Below are 14,650 nucleotides of genomic sequence, written 5' to 3'. Positions count from 1 at the left end.
TACAGAGCGGCAGGGTCATCCCTGCCGCTCCGTTCGCTCTGCCCTTACTCACGCACCACGTGAAACGATCACGCGTCGCCATCGGATCACGCGATCACGCATCCCGCAGCTTCGCCTGGTAGCGGCGCATGCCGCGGATCCAGCGATCGTAGTCCGATCCCTTCATGCGGTACATGTCGAGGACCTCGGGGTGGGGCAGGATGAGGAAGTTCTCGGCTTCGATGGCGGCCATCACGGTCGTGGCCACCTCGGCGGGCTCAAGGACATTGCCCGCCTCGGCGACTGCTCGCTGTCCGGTCAGGGCTGTGCCGGTGACGTCCCCTGGATCCTCGCCCCACAGGATCTTCGTGTTCACACCCATGGGGGCGAGCACGGACACGCGCAGCCCCTCGTCGCCATAGGTCACGGACAGCCATTCTGCGAAGGCAAGGGCTGCGTGCTTGGTCACCGAGTATCCGGCCGATCCGATCTGAGTGAGCAATCCCGCCGCCGAGGCGGTGGCGACGAAATATCCTTCCCCACGGGCCGTCCACTTGGGCACAAGCAATTCGGCTGCCCGGATGTGGGCGCGCAGGTTGACGTCGAGGATCCGATCCCAGTCACCGTCGCCGCCCAGGCCGGTGACACCGGTGATCCCGGCGTTGGCGAAGTAGAGATCAAACTGACCCAGTTCACGCTCGGCGGTGCTCACCAGCTCAGCCACGCCGCCGGCAGAGGACACATCCCCCACCCAATAGCGCTGGCCCAGCGTGGCCGCGGTATCGGCAACGGATTCGTCGAGGTCGGCGAGCAGCACTCGCGCCCCACGCTCGTGCAGGGCCACCGCGACTGCGGCACCGATCCCTCCGGCTGCACCGGTGACTACTGCGTTTCGTCCTTTGAGCTCCATCGTCTCCCTCTCTGCGAAGTGACCTCACCTCATTGTGTGACAGGCCACATCCATCTATAGTTGAACCTGCACTCAGTTTCAAGTAAAGGAGTCTCATGGACGCGACCCTGCGCACGTCAATCATCGATCTGCTCACCCCCTGGGCACAGACGATCCCCGACTCCATTGCAGTGCGCACTCCCCCTGGCCCGGAGCGGGTCTCGCTGACTCAGCTGCGCTTCCTCGGCGAAATCGGCGCGGCTCGCGATCGCTACCGTTCGACAGGACTTCGCCCAGGCGATCGGACGGTGCTCATCGCTCCGTCATGCCCGGAGTTCCTCATTGAGTTCCTCGGCGCGCATGCTGCCGGGCTGGCGGTCGTGGCCGTCAATCCGCTCTCGACGGCCAGAGAGCTCGTCTACATCCTCAAGGACTCGGACGCACGCCACCTCGTGGCTCATCCGGCCATGGCCGAGGCGGGGAAACTCGCTGCAGGTGAGCAGGGCGTCGACTTCGCCACACTGCGGCTGGTCGGCAATGAAGGGCCGATCCTGGAGTTGGGAGACGACGGAGCTGCCGACTTCGATCGTGCACAGTTCGAGTGGAATGACTTGGCCGCGCTGCTCTACACCTCGGGCACCACCGGCAAACCAAAAGGTGCAATGCTGTCGCTGGGCAACTTCATCGCCACCACCGACATCGTCAAGGAGATGACACAGACCTCCCCGGATGACCGGTCCGCAACTGGCCTGCCGCTGTTCCATGTCTTCGGACTTGCCGATATGGCTCTGCCTGCGCTGAGTGCTGGCGCTCCCCTCACTCTCTTCCCCAGGTGGGATCCGCAGGCCTTTGTCAATGCGCTTGCCGAGGACGAGGTCTCGATCATCTCGGGTGTACCCACCATGTGGATGTCGGTGCTCACGAATGCGGCCGCTGGTGACACCCCGCATCTGCGTCTCGTGAGCTCGGGCGGAGCCGCGATCGCCGGAGAGGTGATCCGCAAGCTCGAAGCGCGCTTCTCTGCCCCTGTTGCCGAAGGTTATGGGCTGACGGAGACGGCCGGTCTGGGAACGTTCAACCCGCTGTTCGGGACGAGGAAGGTCGGAAGCGTCGGCCTCCCCACTCCTGGGTTCGAGGTGAAGGTCATCGACTTCGAAGGCGAACCGCTTCCTGCCGGTGAGGTCGGCGAAGTGGTCTTGCGCGGCCCCGCAGTCATGCTCGGCTATTGGAAGAAACCGGAAGCCACCGCCGAGGTGCTCGATGCCGAGGGGTGGTTCCGCACCGGAGATCTCGGCCAGTTGGATGACGATGGGTACCTCTTCATCGTCGATCGGATTAAAGATCTCATCATCCACGGCGGGTACAACATCTACCCACGCGAAGTCGAAGAGGTCCTCTACGAGATCCCCGGAGTCGCTCAGGCCAGCGTGGTCGGGACCCCCGATGAGAAGTACGGTCAACAGGTCACCGCAGTCATCGCCCTGTCCCCCGGCGCCCACCTTGACGCGGCAGAGGTGGAGAGGTTCGCCCGAGAGAATCTGGCCGCCTACAAGATCCCGCGGATCATCGAGTTCGTAGAGGAGCTGCCGAAGGGACCCAGCGGCAAGATCCTCAAGCGGGAGATCGTGAAGATGTACACGAAGGCGACTTGATTGCGGGCGCCGAGACAGCAAAGCCGCAAGGCCAGGTGACAATCACCGAAGGTATTCGTGCTTTCACGTCGTTGCAGCTGCATTGACGGACTTGATCATCTGCTTGAACCATTCTCTCGCCGAATCTATATCTGCCAGCACCAGCGAGTCACCATCGACCTCTGTCTCTTCGCGGGAAAGCTGATATGCAGGCGCCCAGCCGTCCATCGGGCGTAACGGCAGCGGAGGCCACTCCTGCGCGCGACGTAAGCCGAATGTGCGCACACAGAACTCGCGCACGGAGACCAGATCAGGACCAGCAGCCCACAGCAGCTGCAGATCCACCAGGTCATGGGCGCGGGAGTAGTCAGGGTCTGTCAAGGCGTGGATCTTCTGCGCAATCTGGTACTCCAGGTCGATCAACTCAACTGGCCGCAGCATATCTCTCGCAGGAAAATCTCAAGCTCGGCGTGCGAGCACTCAATATCAGGAACACATCCAGCAAGTCTGGCGGATCGCCATGACCGGCTCAGCTCTTTCCAAGACGCTCGTTCAGTGACAGATGCCGAGGGCAGAACGTGCCGCGGCAGAGGAGAGACAACCGTACATCGGTACGACTGAGCTCCCCGCTGCCATGTCCGCGCTGCTGACAGCAGGCGCTCCGAAAACACGTCGGCGGCTACGCGATGACCCCGCCACTCTCATCCGTGAGAAGATACCCGATGCTGTGTGGTGAAGGAAGCGAGTTCAGACAACTTCTTCAGCTGGTTCAGGCATCACAGAGGGCCGCGGCCGGTTCGCTCGAATGGCGAACTCAACGACGGCCAGCACGACGATGTTGACGGCCAGACCGCTGATTCCCTCGTTGATGTTCGGACCGTGGATCGGTGAGAAGGTGAACAGCAGGACGATGAACAGCCCCGAGCACAGACCGCTGATGACCGACGCCTTGTGCAGCTTGATCCGGGGAATCACCGCTCCGAGGATCGCCGGGACGACCTGAGTCGAACCGCTGTAGGTCAGCAGGAGCATCATGCCCAGCAGGCTCGGCATCGTCAGCGCGAGGACGAGGGCACCGAGGCCGAAGACGACGACGAAGATCCGGTTGTAGGCGATCTTGTTCTTCTCGCCCTTGATCATGAACACGTTCTGCACGGCCAAGGGCGCAATGGCGTTGAGCAGCGCAGCTCCGGGAACCATCGCCGTCGATGCCGCGGCGACGAGGACGATGCCTGTCAGCCAGTCGGGCAGCGAGGCTGCTGCCATCTTCAGCATGGCCAGATCGCCATCCTGGCTGAGGCCGAACGCGAGGATCGCGGTGTAGCCCAGCAGCATCGGGATACAGGCGAGCATGTTGTAGATGGGCAGGTAGATGAGGTTCTGCCGCACGACCTTCTCACTGCGTCCGGACATCAGAGCGGGCCAGGTGTGGGGCAGGGCGTAGAACATCACACCGATGATGCTGATGGCCATGCTCGAGATGACCCAGGCGACGCCAGTCTCTCCGTGCTGGACGAAGAGCAGATCGGGCATGGAGTCCAGAATCTCCTCCACACCGAAATCGAGGCCGCCACGGAAGTGGAAGGGCACGACGAAGGTCAGGACGAGGACGACGACGATCATCAGCAGGTCTTTGAGGTAGGACGTGAGCGCGACTCCGCGGATGCCCGACCACAGGACGAAGCCGATGACGAGGACGAAGGCCATCACGATCGCGTAGTTCTCGTTGATTTCCCCGCCCGTGGCGACCGAGATGACGATGCCCAGCCCAGTGATCTGCAGCTGCAGATAGGGCAGGAGGAAGAGGATGCCGAAGAAAGCGGCCAGCCAGCCGAGGGTGGGGCTGTTGTAGCTGCCGCGCAGGAAGTCCGCCTGCGTCAGGTAGCCCAGCTCCTTCGCTTTGCGCCAGATCTTCGGACCGACCCAGTACATCGCGATATAGGCCAAGGGGACATAGGGGATCGAGTAGAACGCCGAGGCGCCGATAGAGACGACGAGACCGACGGTGCCGAGGAAGGTGAAAGTGGTGAAGGTTTCGCCCGCTTGGAGGACCCAAGCGGTGAGGACGCCGTAGTTGCGTCCGCCGACGGTCCATTCCTCGATGTTCTTCACCGGACGGCGCCGCCCCATGAAACCGAAGGCCGCGATGATGATCATGCCGAGGAGACCGACGACGACTGTTGTGCTCATTCGTCGTCACCCCCGAGGTCGCGGCGGGTCTTCTCGAAGTAGATGAGGACTGCCGTGACCGGGATCGTGCTGAAGAATGTCAGCCAGACGAAGATCGCCGGCATGCCGAACCACACGTGCGGGCCGTTGATGGCCGGCAGCCAGGTGAGGAGGAAGACCCCGATGAACGGGATCGAGCCGATGAGCCAATATTTCATGGGGTGAACTCCTTTGTTCGTGTCAGTCCGCGAGCAGATGCTCGCGGTCCGTTCTCAAGCTGCGCTGCGTCGCCTCGTCGGTGGCGACATCGATGATCGTCCAAGCCATCGACAGACCGCCCTCGATCGCTGCACGATCTGCGGCTTCGCTGATGCAGTGCTGGGCGAACTCGGGCTGGTGGTTGACCGCTGTTCCGCAGTCGATGTCGAGCATCGGGTGGATCGCAGGAACGATGCGCGAGACGTTGGCCATATCCGTCGAGCCGACCGGTGAGATGTCGTCCTCGTGGTCGAAGGTCCGGCCCAGCGCCTCGGCGTTGGCCCGGTAGAGGTCGGAGAGGATGTCGTTGTTGTTGAATTCCGAATAGGCCGGAGCTTCGCTGCTCGCCTCGAAGGTACAGCCGGTCGCCGTCGCCGCTCCCGCGACGCAGGCGCGGATGCGCTGTTCGAGGCGGTCGAGGGTCTCGAGCTTCGGGGACCGGAAGTTGAAAACCAGTTCGGTGTCGGCGGGGATGACGTTGGCCGCCTCGCCGCCGTGGGAGACGATGCTGTGGACCTGGTCGCCGGGATGCAGCTGCTGACGCAGCAGACCGACGGCCACCTGGGCCACGGTCACCGCGTCTCCGGCGTTGATGCCCTCATAGGGGGCCGCCGAGGCATGGGCGTTCTTGCCTATGAAGCGCACCCGCAGATCGCCGATCGCCAGGCAGTGCGAGCGGGACTGCTCCCGGTTCGAGGGATGGACCATCATCGCCAGATCGAGCCCGTCGAACTCTCCGGCCTCGAGGAGGACGACCTTGCCCCCGCCGTTCTCTTCGGCCGGTGTGCCGAAGACGACGAGCTTGATGCCCAGCTTATCGACCAGCGGGGCCAGCCCGAAGGCCGCGGTCATCCCGGCGGCTGCGATGACGTTGTGTCCGCAGGCATGGCCGATTCCCGGCAGGGCGTCGTATTCGACGCAGACGCCGACGACCAGCGGACCCTCACCGATAGTGGCCCGGAAGGCCGTGGGCATCTGAGCCAGTCCGCGTTCGAGGGTGAATCCCCGCTGTTCGAGTTCGGTGCTCAGCAGCCGGCAGGCCCGGTACTCCTCGAACCCCAGCTCCGGATCGGCGTGGATCCGGTGGCTGAGCCCGAGAAGGGCTTCCTCCGCAGCCTCGACGTTGCGCCGGCATATTTTCTTGATCGTCATCGATCTCCTAACTGAATCGTCGTTCAACACAAAATAACACTATTGATGCCCGTGACCCGCACAGCTGCGATCGGGGTTGAGGGTCTTCGCCGCGATGTCGACACGGTTGAGACCCTGTTCGCCCTGCTCGCCACCGGTGGCGCCCGTGTCGTGGACGATCTGTCCGCCGACGATGGTGAGATCGGCGCGCTGTTCGAGCAGCGCCGACGGGTCGAGCCGGTAGAGATCGGCCGACCAGGCGACAAGGTCGGCGACGGCGCCAGGTCGGATGACGCCGAGGCGATCCTCGGCATGCCAGGCCCATGCGCCCTCTCGCGTGTAGCCGAAGAGCGCCTGGTCGAGGGTGATGATCTCATCGGGCGTCCACGAACTGGATCCATCGAGGCCGGCGCGGGTCAGGGCGGAGTAGATGCCGACCAACGGGTCCATCTCCCCCACCTGCCAGTCGCTGGACAGGGCCACATGCGCCCCGCTGTCCATGAGTGATTTCACGCGCCAGGCGCGGTCCCAGCGCTGCTGGCCCACGTTGTCCATCCACGTACCCTCGATGAGGTCCGGGGAGGCGTGGCGAGGCTGCATTGCGGCCGCGATGCCGAGATCGGCGAACCGCGGCAGATCGGCCGGGTCGAGGCATTCGACGTGGACGATCCCGTGCCGGCGGTCACGAGTGCCGTTGGTCGCCTGTGCCGCGTCGATGGCATCCAAGGCCAGCCGGACTCCCCCGTCGCCAGTGGCGTGGGTGTGGGTCTGGAAGCCGAGCCGGTCGAGTTCAGTGACGATCTTCGTCAGTTCTCCGATCGGGGCGGAGGGGTGTCCGCGGTGGCCGGGACGGTTGGCGTAGTCGGCGAGCATCCAGGCCGTATGCGGTTCGATGACGTCATCGGCATAGAGTTTGATCGGCCCGAACTGCAGCCGGTCGCTGCGCGGGGCGTCATCGACGGCCGTGCGCAGCTCCTGCCGGAACTCAGGTGCGGAGTCGACAGGGTGGAACAGGGCGGCGATGACGCGGGAGGACAGCCGGTCTTCGCGCAGGGCACGGTCGAACAGGCCGATCTCGGCCACGGGCACCTGCGGTTCGACGACGGTGGTGATGCCCGAGCGGGTGGCCATATCGAGACTGCCGAGGATCTTCTTGTAGCGGCGCTCAGGCGAGTACATCGGGATATCACGCTGAAGAGCGGCCAGACCTGCGCTCGTCATCGCCGAGGTGTAGAAGTCGGTGACCCAGCCCGTGGCCCGTCCCGAGGAGTCGCGTTCGGCCCGTCCCCAGGCGATGTCCGCACCATCGTGGATGCCGAGGATGGTCAGGGCCGCGTCGTTGAGCCACACGGAGTGCTGGTCGTAGGTGGTGACGAAGATGGGACGGTCGGCCAGTCCGGCCAAGTCATCGGCGTTGGGGCGGCGGTCGTCGACGATCGAGTAGACGGCGTTCTCCGCACACACCCAATCGAGGTCGGGGCGTTCGGCGGCGAGGCGGCTGATGCGCGAACGCACCTCGGCCAGGGTCTCCGCCCCTTCGAGGCTGACGGCATCGGAGTCGAAGCCGAGCAGCAGGTGGTTGTGGCTGTCGATGATGCCGGGGGAGAGGAGGTTCCCGCCGAGGCGGCGGGTCTCCTTCGCTGCGGGAGCGTCCGCGGCAGCCCCGACGTAGGCGATACGTCCGCCGGTGATTCCGACGGCTTCGGCCCAGGGCCGATTCGGGTCGAAGGTGCGCACGCGGGCGTCGGTGAGCAGCAGATCAAGCATGGGGATTGTCCTCCTTCGGCAGCGATGCTGCCGTGTTCGCAGCTGTCGGGTTCGCAGCTGTCCTGGTCTCGGGTATCGGTTCGTGCAGGGCGAGCAGATCTTCATAGCTCTCGCGCCGCACGACCAAGCGGGAATGGCCCTCGGAGACGAAGACGACAGCCGGTCTGAGCGCGCCGTTGTAGTTGTTCGCCATCGTGTACCCGTAGGCACCGGTCGTGGCCAGAACGAGGACATCGCCGACTTCGGCAGCTGGCAGCGGTGCCTGATCGACGAGGAGGTCACCGGATTCGCACTGTCGGCCGACGATCTGGACGGTCTCGGTCCAGGCATCGGTGGCTCGATTGGCGAGGATCGCTTCGAAACGCTGACCGGTCAGCGCAACGTCGAGCTGGTCGGCGAGTCCCCCGTCGACGGCGACGAAGGTCCTACCGGTGCGCTTGACGGTAATGACCTCGTAGACGGTGACACCGGCGCGAGCGACGATCGAGCGACCGGGCTCGATGAGCAGCCGGGCCGCAGGCGGCAGGTGCTGACGAGCAGCGGTGACGATGGCGTCGAGGTACTCATCGATACCGGGGTCCTCGTCTTCGTAGGTGTACCTGACGCCGAGTCCACCACCGACATCGTAGGTGGGGAACGTCCCGGCAGTGGAGATCTTCTCGACGGCCTCGGCGAACTGCGTGGTGTCGAGTATCTGCGAGCCGATGTGCAGATGCACTCCCTCGAAGTCCATGAGCGGATGAGAGCGCATGCGCTCGATGGCGGCGAGCGCCTGGTCCATGGGCAGGCCGAACTTCGAATCGAGTCCGCCGGTCGCTTGGGAGGCGTGGGTCTTCGCATCAACGCCGGGGATGACGCGCAGAAGGAGCTTCTGCGGGGTCGTGAGGAGCCGGTCGAGCCGGTCGAGTTCGTCCTCGTTGTCGACGATGATCGTGTCGATGCCCGCTTGCAGGGCCATCGTCAGTTCGGCATCGGTCTTCGCATTGCCGTGGAAGTGGATTCTTTCCGGAGCGACTCCGGCGGCAAGCGCCATCCGCAGCTCTCCCCCGCCTGCGACGTCGATGTTCGCTCCCTCCTCGTAGGCCAACCGGTACATCCCCACGGCGGGGAAAGACTTCGACGCGAAGAGGACCTGGGAGTTCGGCCACCGGGCCGCAAGACCGCCGACGAAGGCGCGGATCCGTCGGCGCAGTCCTGCTTCGTCATAGACGTAGAGGGGCGTCCCGTACCGTTCGGCGAGTTCTGTGACCGGCACGCCACCGATCTCGAGTACTCCCTCGGCATCGACCCCGGAGTTCTGCGGCAGCACCGACCACAGCTCGCCCAGGCGGGTGCCATCCGGTGCCGGCCGAGCTGCAGTGGGCCCGGTCCCGCATGCGGCGGCAGCTTCATCCACCTGGTTCGAAGGGGCCTTCATAGTGTGCATAGTTGTGTTTTCTCCTGTCATCGGCGGATCCGCTTCACCGTGCGGAATCGGCAGCGGCGGCGTAGGTCTCACCGGCGCGGTGTGGGACGAGCACAACCGGCACCGGGGCATTCTTGAGGATCTTCGCCGCACGTGAGCCGAGCGACAGGCGCGTCAGCGCACCGAGTGTGCGAGATCCGATCATGAGGACCTCCCCGGGAACCCACGCCACGTCCGCCACCGCTTCGTCCCAGGTCTCGCCGGAACCGATGACCGCTTCGGTACGGGTAGGCGTGGGCTCCCGCTCCGAAATCTCGGTGATGAGTTTCTGTGTCCGCTGCTGGATCTCGGCTTCCCACTGTTCGACGATCTCATCCTCGATGTCTGCTCCCAGACCCGCTTCGAGGCCCGTCGTCGCCCTGCCCTGTCGGGGCGTGAAAGCGACGATGCGCAGCTGGGTTCCCGCCGCGGAGGCAACCGTCGCGGCTCCGAGGACAAGTCGAGCAGAGGTGCCAGTGCCGTTGAAGGCGGCGCTGATTCGAGTGATCCGCTCCGAATCGGCGGCGTCGAAGCCTCGTGGTGCCAGCGCCACCGGCAGCGTGGCGCTGTGGAGCAGGCCGGTCGAGACTCCACCGAGACGGATACGGCCGACAGGCGCATCCTCGGAGGAGCCGAGGACGAGACGATGGGCGCCGATCTCGCGGCAGACCCTCCGGAGCCCGCTGCGCGGGGAATGGGCCTCGCGGCTGAGCTGCTCGACAGCGATCCCGTCGGGGACCATGGTCGCCGCCGCTTCGAGACAACGGGCGGTCTCGCTCTCTCGATAGCGGCGATACTCGGCATCCACTCCGCTGCCGCCGGAGCCCCACGGTCTGGAGATGATCGACACGAGGACGAGCCTGCGTCCGTAGGAGCGGGCCATGAGCGCCCCGAGCCGGACGGGCGGTCGGGGATCGCGGCCGGGGACGACGCCGACGACGATGCTCATCGGATCGCCTCCCCCACCTCGGCGGCGGCGAGCTCCCGGGCAAGGACCGAATTCTTCCGTCCGGTGAAGAAATACCAGACGAGCACGAGAGCGGTCCAGATGATGAAGACGAAGATCGTCACCGGGCGCAGATCTTTGATGATCCACAGACAGCCGATGATCGACAGGACGGGAATGACCGGATAGAACGGGACCCTGAAACTGCGCTCGAGGTTCGGTTCCCGGCGGCGGAGGACGATCACGGCGATGGACACCACGAGGAAGGCGGCAAGAGTGCCGATCGAGGTCATCTCGGCGAGGAAGTTGATTGGCAGGACGCCGGCGAGGACCGCCACAACGGCGGAAACGATCAGGGTGTTGCGCACCGGAGTCATCGTGCGCGGATTGACCTGCTGGAAGACTTTCGGGGCCATACCGTCCTTGGACATGGCAAAGAGGATGCGGGTCTGTCCGTAGAGGACGACGAGCGTGACGCTGAAGATCGAGATGACCGCACCGATGGCGACCACGGTACCGGGCCATTGGGCACCGACGATCTCCTCAAGGATCGCTGACAGGCCAGCGGACTGCCCGTCGAAATCTTCGGCCTTCTGCGCACCGAGTCCGGCGAGAGCGACTAGGACGTAGACCGAGGCGACGATGACGAGAGCAGAGATGAGGGCGATGGGCAGGTTGCGACGCGGGTTCTTCGCCTCGTCCCCGGCGGTGGCCACGGCGTCGAGGCCGACGAAGGAGAAGAAGATGATGCCGGCACCGGTCATCACACCAGCGAAGCCGAACGGCGCGAAGTCTGCGAAGTGATCGGCGTTCCAGCCGGTGAAGCCGACGGCTACGAAGAAGCCGAGCACGGCGATCTTGATGACGACCATGACGGTGTTGGTGATCGCAGATTGGGCCGCGCCGCGAATGAGCAGCAGGGCGCAGAGCATGATGAGGATGACGGCCGGCAGATTGACGATGCCGCCCTCCTCGGGGGCATAGGACAGCGCCTCCGGCAGCTGGGTGCCGAAGAGGTTGAGCAGCAATTGGTTGACGTACTGCGACCAGCCCACGGCCACGGCCGCCGTCGACACTCCGTATTCGAGCAGGAGGCAGGCCGCGACGCCCATGGCCGGCAGCTCACCCAGAGTGCTGTAGGCGTAGGAGTACGAGGATCCGGAGACCGGCACGCTGCCGGCGAGCTCGGCATAGCACAGGGCAGAGAGTCCGGCGACGACGCCGGCGATGATGAAGGAGACGATCACAGCCGGCCCGGCGATCGGAACGGCTTCGGAGAGGATGAAGAAGATGCCCGTGCCGATGGTGCCACCGACTCCGATCATCGTCAGCGGGAACAGGCCGATACTCCTCTTCAGGCCGCTGTCCGGCGTTTCACTGTAGACGGGCACGGGCTTCACTCGAAAGAGCTGTTGGCGCAGTGTGGGTGTGGGCACGGGTTCTCCAGACGTCGTTGTCTTAGGGGGTGGACCGGTCGGTATTCAGTCCCTGAGGACTCGGAAGCTGTCGACGCTTGGAGTCACGGCTCCGCGGACGAAGCCCGAGGGTGAGGCTGCGATCGCGGCGAGGAAGTCGCGGGCCTCGTCGGTGATCTCCTCACCGGGCATGACGTTCGGAACACCCGGAGGGTAGGCGGCCAGGGAGTCCGCGGAGATCCGGCCCACGACCTCGGCGGCAGGCACGATCTCGGTGGCCGCGAAGTATCCCTCACGCGGGCGCACACGCATCCGTCCGGGGGCGGGCAGCTCCGGAAAGTCCGTCCGCGCGCCTCCGCTCGCCGCCTCGGCCCGGCCCTCGGGCGAGTCGATGACCGCGATGAGGGTGGCGAAGACGCGGTCGACATCCGGAGTCTTGCCGGCGCCGATGACGGCCACGAGTGTCGTATCGGTCGACATCTCGAAGTACAGGTCGTGTTCGGTGATGAGCCGGTCGCGGACCCAGTGGGCGCTGATTCCGGTGGCCGAGAGGTCGATGGGCACCCGCAGGAGGTCGGTATCGGCGATATCGGGGAAGGCATCGAAGCCCTCGCTGACATCGGCGAAGCGCTCATCGGTCTCCAGCAGCTCACGGAAGCGCAGCGCCGTGTCGATCGAGCGGCCGATCCTGTCCTCACCGGTGGCCAGGGCGCGTCGGGCGATGTCGAGCGAGCCCATGAGCAGTGCCGAGGAGGAGGTCGAGGCCGTCATCGTCATCGCCCGGTCGATGAGGGGCTCGAGCGCCTCGGCGAACGGGCCCTCGCCGAGGTGGAGCATCGCCGACTGGGTGAGCGACCCGGCGAGCTTGTGGGTGCTCGAGACGACGAGGTCGGCGCCGAGGCGGGCCGGGGATTCGGGCAGGCTCGGGTGGAATCCGAAGTGCGGGCCCCAGGCGCCGTCGACGATGAGCGGCGCCTCGTGAGCGTGGGCGACCTCGGACAGACCGCGGACATCGGCAACGGAGCCGAAGTAGCTCGGCGAGACGATGTAGACCGCCGAGGCGGGGCGGCCCTCGTCCTCAGCCAGGCTGAGGGCCGCGTCGAGGGCAGCGACGGACACGCCGTGAGCGATCCCGTTTACAGCGTCGACCGAGGGCAGGACGTAGCTGGGATGGAGGCCGGCGAGCACCACACCGTCGCTGAAGCTCGAGTGGGCGCTGCGCTGGGCGATGACGTTCTCGCCGAGACCGGCGACGGCGAGCGCGACGGTGCGGTTGGCCTGGGAGGCGCCGTTGGTGAGGAACCAGGTGCGGCGGGCTCCCCAGGCGTCGGCGGCCAGGGCCAGTGAGTCGGCGAACGGAGAGTCGTCCTCGAGGTCGATGCCCTCAAGCAGCATGGGCACGTCGAGGCTGACGGCCCTCTCTCCGATGAAGTCGGTCAGGAAGTCGCTGATGCCGGCGTCAGTGCCGCCGTGGCCCGGGACCATGAGTTTGATCGAATCGCGGGAGGCCAGAGCTCTCAGAGCGTCGGAATAGGGGGACCGGTCCTGGTCGAGGCGATAACGTCTGAGGCGATTCTGCGGGGCTGAAGTGTCCGTGAGCGATTCCAACATAGGGCTATCGTTGCGCATCAGATCCGTGGGAGGAATCCCCCAGATCCCTGGTTCGCTCCATAGGCTGTATGGAACGAAGGGCTCGAACCGCGTAGGATCGGGGCATGCTCGATCTTCGTCAGATGCAGGCCCTGACCGCAGTGGCCCAGACGGGTTCGGTGGCGCGAGCTGCCAAACAGCTGGCCTGGAGCCAGCCTTCGGTCGACTACCATCTGCGCAATCTCGATCGCCTCTGCGGCACCCCCCTCGTCAAGCGTTCGACGCGTGGTTCGTCACTGACAGCGGCCGGTGAGATCATGCTCGATCGGGCGCAGCGGATCCTTACACTCTCCCAGCGCGCCCTGCACGATGTGCAGGCGCATGCGCAGAGCGGTCTGACGCGGATGAAGTTCGGCACCTTCCCCACAGCCGCCTCGGCGCTGCTTCCTTCGATCGTCAAGAAGTCGAAGCTCGCCGGTCTGCACATCGACAGCACGCTCGAGGAGATCTACCAGCTCGTCGCGCATGTCAACCAGCACGAGTACGACGCTGTGCTGCTCTATTCGGTGCCCGGCTACGATCTGCCCTTCACGCCGACAGTGACCACGACAGAGGTGTTCCGTGAACCGATGCAGCTGGCGCTGCCGACCTCCCACCCTCTGGCGCGCCGGGAGTCGATCGACATGGAGACCCTGGTCGGGCTGCAGGACGAGAACTGGCTGCTCGGCGCGACCCGGGACGATCCCATCGACACGGTCGTCGTCGATGCATTCAAGGCGGCCGGTCATCAGCTCGAGGTCAAGTTCCGCACCGACGACTACTCGGTGATGCTGGGCATGATCGCCGCGGAGATGGTTGTCGGTCTCGTCCCGCTGCTGGCTTCGATGGGCCCCCGCCCGGGAGTGGCGCTGTTGCCCATCGACGATCCGGCCTTCTCCCGGTCCCTTCTGCTGGCCACCCCGCACAGCCCGAAGGGCTCCGAGCTCGCGGCGAACACACGCAAGCTTTCCGACATCATCACTGACTGCACCAGCTTGATCGGCGATAGCTCGGTCCACCGATCTGGACGGTAGTCCTTGTGATAGCCGAAGGAAGCTTCAGCCGGTCACGAGCAGAGGGGCCTCAACCTCAAACCCACCGATACTCATACTCCGGGCGCCCTGGAGTCCCATGCCGCGGCTGCTTGACAGCCTGTTTGGTCTTCACCAGATGCTCCAGATACCGGCGCACCGTCACGCGTGAGAGATCCAATGCCGTCGCGACCTCGGTGGCCGACACAGCAGAGTCAGCATCCCGCACGACACCAGAGATCACGGCCAGCGTCTCCTCGATCAGGCCCTTCGGCAGCCGTTCCGAGGACACCGAGCGCAATGCGCTGAGTACACGTGACGGCAGATGCCGAGGCAGCAAGGCCGGAAGGCGAGCAGGCAA

At 65.1% G+C, this 14,650-nt stretch carries 13 protein-coding genes; 2 read left to right on the top strand and 11 right to left on the bottom strand.

What is annotated here, in order from left to right; genetic code table 11:
• Nucleotides 1-94: 94 nt before the first annotated feature.
• A complete protein-coding gene (locus BSP239C_RS10670; protein ID WP_101572660.1) occupies nt 95-889 on the bottom strand; it encodes an SDR family oxidoreductase in 795 nt (264 codons plus the stop codon).
• 95 nt (nt 890-984) lie between these two features.
• Here BSP239C_RS10670 and BSP239C_RS10665 point away from each other — a divergent pair, with 95 nt between their 5' ends.
• A complete protein-coding gene (locus BSP239C_RS10665) occupies nt 985-2,520 on the top strand; it encodes a class I adenylate-forming enzyme family protein (protein ID WP_101572658.1) in 1,536 nt (511 codons plus the stop codon).
• A gap of 63 nt (nt 2,521-2,583) precedes the next feature.
• Here the strand turns inward: BSP239C_RS10665 and BSP239C_RS10660 are convergent, their stop codons facing one another.
• The 9 genes from BSP239C_RS10660 to BSP239C_RS10620 form a co-directional block, all read right to left on the bottom strand.
• Entirely contained in the window at nt 2,584-2,940 is a 357-nt protein-coding gene (locus tag BSP239C_RS10660; protein WP_226831670.1) for a nucleotidyl transferase AbiEii/AbiGii toxin family protein, read from the bottom strand.
• Nucleotides 2,941-3,246: 306 nt separating this feature from the next.
• Entirely contained in the window at nt 3,247-4,689 is a 1,443-nt protein-coding gene (locus BSP239C_RS10655) for a sodium:solute symporter (RefSeq protein ID WP_101572656.1), read from the bottom strand.
• Nucleotides 4,686-4,886, bottom strand: a complete 201-nt coding sequence (locus BSP239C_RS10650) for a hypothetical protein (RefSeq protein WP_101572654.1) — start codon at nt 4,884-4,886, stop codon at nt 4,686-4,688. The genes BSP239C_RS10655 and BSP239C_RS10650 overlap by 4 nt, the downstream gene beginning before the upstream one ends.
• A 22-nt stretch (nt 4,887-4,908) precedes the next feature.
• Nucleotides 4,909-6,078, bottom strand: coding sequence for a M20 family metallopeptidase (locus tag BSP239C_RS10645; RefSeq protein ID WP_101572652.1), 1,170 nt, complete (start codon nt 6,076-6,078; stop codon nt 4,909-4,911).
• 39 nt (nt 6,079-6,117) lie between these two features.
• Nucleotides 6,118-7,824, bottom strand: a complete 1,707-nt coding sequence (locus tag BSP239C_RS10640) for an amidohydrolase (RefSeq protein WP_101572650.1) — start codon at nt 7,822-7,824, stop codon at nt 6,118-6,120.
• Complete coding sequence (gene lysA, locus BSP239C_RS10635; RefSeq protein ID WP_257930171.1) at nt 7,817-9,241, bottom strand: diaminopimelate decarboxylase; 1,425 nt, start codon at nt 9,239-9,241, stop codon at nt 7,817-7,819. The genes BSP239C_RS10640 and lysA overlap by 8 nt, the downstream gene beginning before the upstream one ends.
• 43 nt (nt 9,242-9,284) lie before the next feature.
• The gene (locus BSP239C_RS10630) at nt 9,285-10,217 is read right to left on the bottom strand and encodes a universal stress protein (protein ID WP_101572646.1); all 933 of its coding nucleotides are present in this window, start codon (nt 10,215-10,217) and stop codon (nt 9,285-9,287) included.
• Nucleotides 10,214-11,650, bottom strand: a complete 1,437-nt coding sequence (locus BSP239C_RS10625; protein ID WP_101572644.1) for an APC family permease — start codon at nt 11,648-11,650, stop codon at nt 10,214-10,216. The genes BSP239C_RS10630 and BSP239C_RS10625 overlap by 4 nt, the downstream gene beginning before the upstream one ends.
• 45 nt (nt 11,651-11,695) lie before the next feature.
• The gene (locus tag BSP239C_RS10620) at nt 11,696-13,240 is read right to left on the bottom strand and encodes an aminotransferase class I/II-fold pyridoxal phosphate-dependent enzyme (RefSeq protein ID WP_226831671.1); all 1,545 of its coding nucleotides are present in this window, start codon (nt 13,238-13,240) and stop codon (nt 11,696-11,698) included.
• Nucleotides 13,241-13,344: 104 nt separating this feature from the next.
• On the opposite strand from BSP239C_RS10620, the gene BSP239C_RS10615 reads away from it, so the two are divergent.
• Nucleotides 13,345-14,292, top strand: coding sequence for a LysR family transcriptional regulator (locus BSP239C_RS10615; protein ID WP_101572640.1), 948 nt, complete (start codon nt 13,345-13,347; stop codon nt 14,290-14,292).
• Nucleotides 14,293-14,347: 55 nt separating this feature from the next.
• Here BSP239C_RS10615 and BSP239C_RS10610 read toward each other — a convergent pair whose 3' ends face one another.
• Nucleotides 14,348-14,650, bottom strand: coding sequence for a helix-turn-helix domain-containing protein (locus BSP239C_RS10610; protein ID WP_226831672.1), 303 nt, complete (start codon nt 14,648-14,650; stop codon nt 14,348-14,350).

It is taken from the genome of Brevibacterium sp. 239c, from assembly GCF_900169365.1.
Lineage (GTDB): Bacteria > Actinomycetota > Actinomycetes > Actinomycetales > Brevibacteriaceae > Brevibacterium.
The sequence above is the reverse complement of the archived record's forward strand: the minus strand, read 5'-3'. Positions and strand labels throughout refer to the sequence as shown.

Bases quoted from the DNA above. Each gene is read 5' to 3' on its own strand.
- BSP239C_RS10670 (WP_101572660.1), bottom strand. From the start codon at position 889: ATGGAGCTCAAAGGACGAAACGCAGTAGTCACCGGTGCAGCCGGAGGG.
- BSP239C_RS10665 (WP_101572658.1), top strand. From the start codon at position 985: ATGGACGCGACCCTGCGCACGTCAATCATCGATCTGCTCACCCCCTGG.
- BSP239C_RS10660 (WP_226831670.1), bottom strand. From the start codon at position 2,940: ATGCTGCGGCCAGTTGAGTTGATCGACCTGGAGTACCAGATTGCGCAG.
- BSP239C_RS10655 (WP_101572656.1), bottom strand. From the start codon at position 4,689: ATGAGCACAACAGTCGTCGTCGGTCTCCTCGGCATGATCATCATCGCG.
- BSP239C_RS10650 (WP_101572654.1), bottom strand. From the start codon at position 4,886: ATGAAATATTGGCTCATCGGCTCGATCCCGTTCATCGGGGTCTTCCTC.
- BSP239C_RS10645 (WP_101572652.1), bottom strand. From the start codon at position 6,078: ATGACGATCAAGAAAATATGCCGGCGCAACGTCGAGGCTGCGGAGGAA.
- BSP239C_RS10640 (WP_101572650.1), bottom strand. From the start codon at position 7,824: ATGCTTGATCTGCTGCTCACCGACGCCCGCGTGCGCACCTTCGACCCG.
- lysA (WP_257930171.1), bottom strand. From the start codon at position 9,241: ATGAAGGCCCCTTCGAACCAGGTGGATGAAGCTGCCGCCGCATGCGGG.
- BSP239C_RS10630 (WP_101572646.1), bottom strand. From the start codon at position 10,217: ATGAGCATCGTCGTCGGCGTCGTCCCCGGCCGCGATCCCCGACCGCCC.
- BSP239C_RS10620 (WP_226831671.1), bottom strand. From the start codon at position 13,240: ATGTTGGAATCGCTCACGGACACTTCAGCCCCGCAGAATCGCCTCAGA.
- BSP239C_RS10615 (WP_101572640.1), top strand. From the start codon at position 13,345: ATGCTCGATCTTCGTCAGATGCAGGCCCTGACCGCAGTGGCCCAGACG.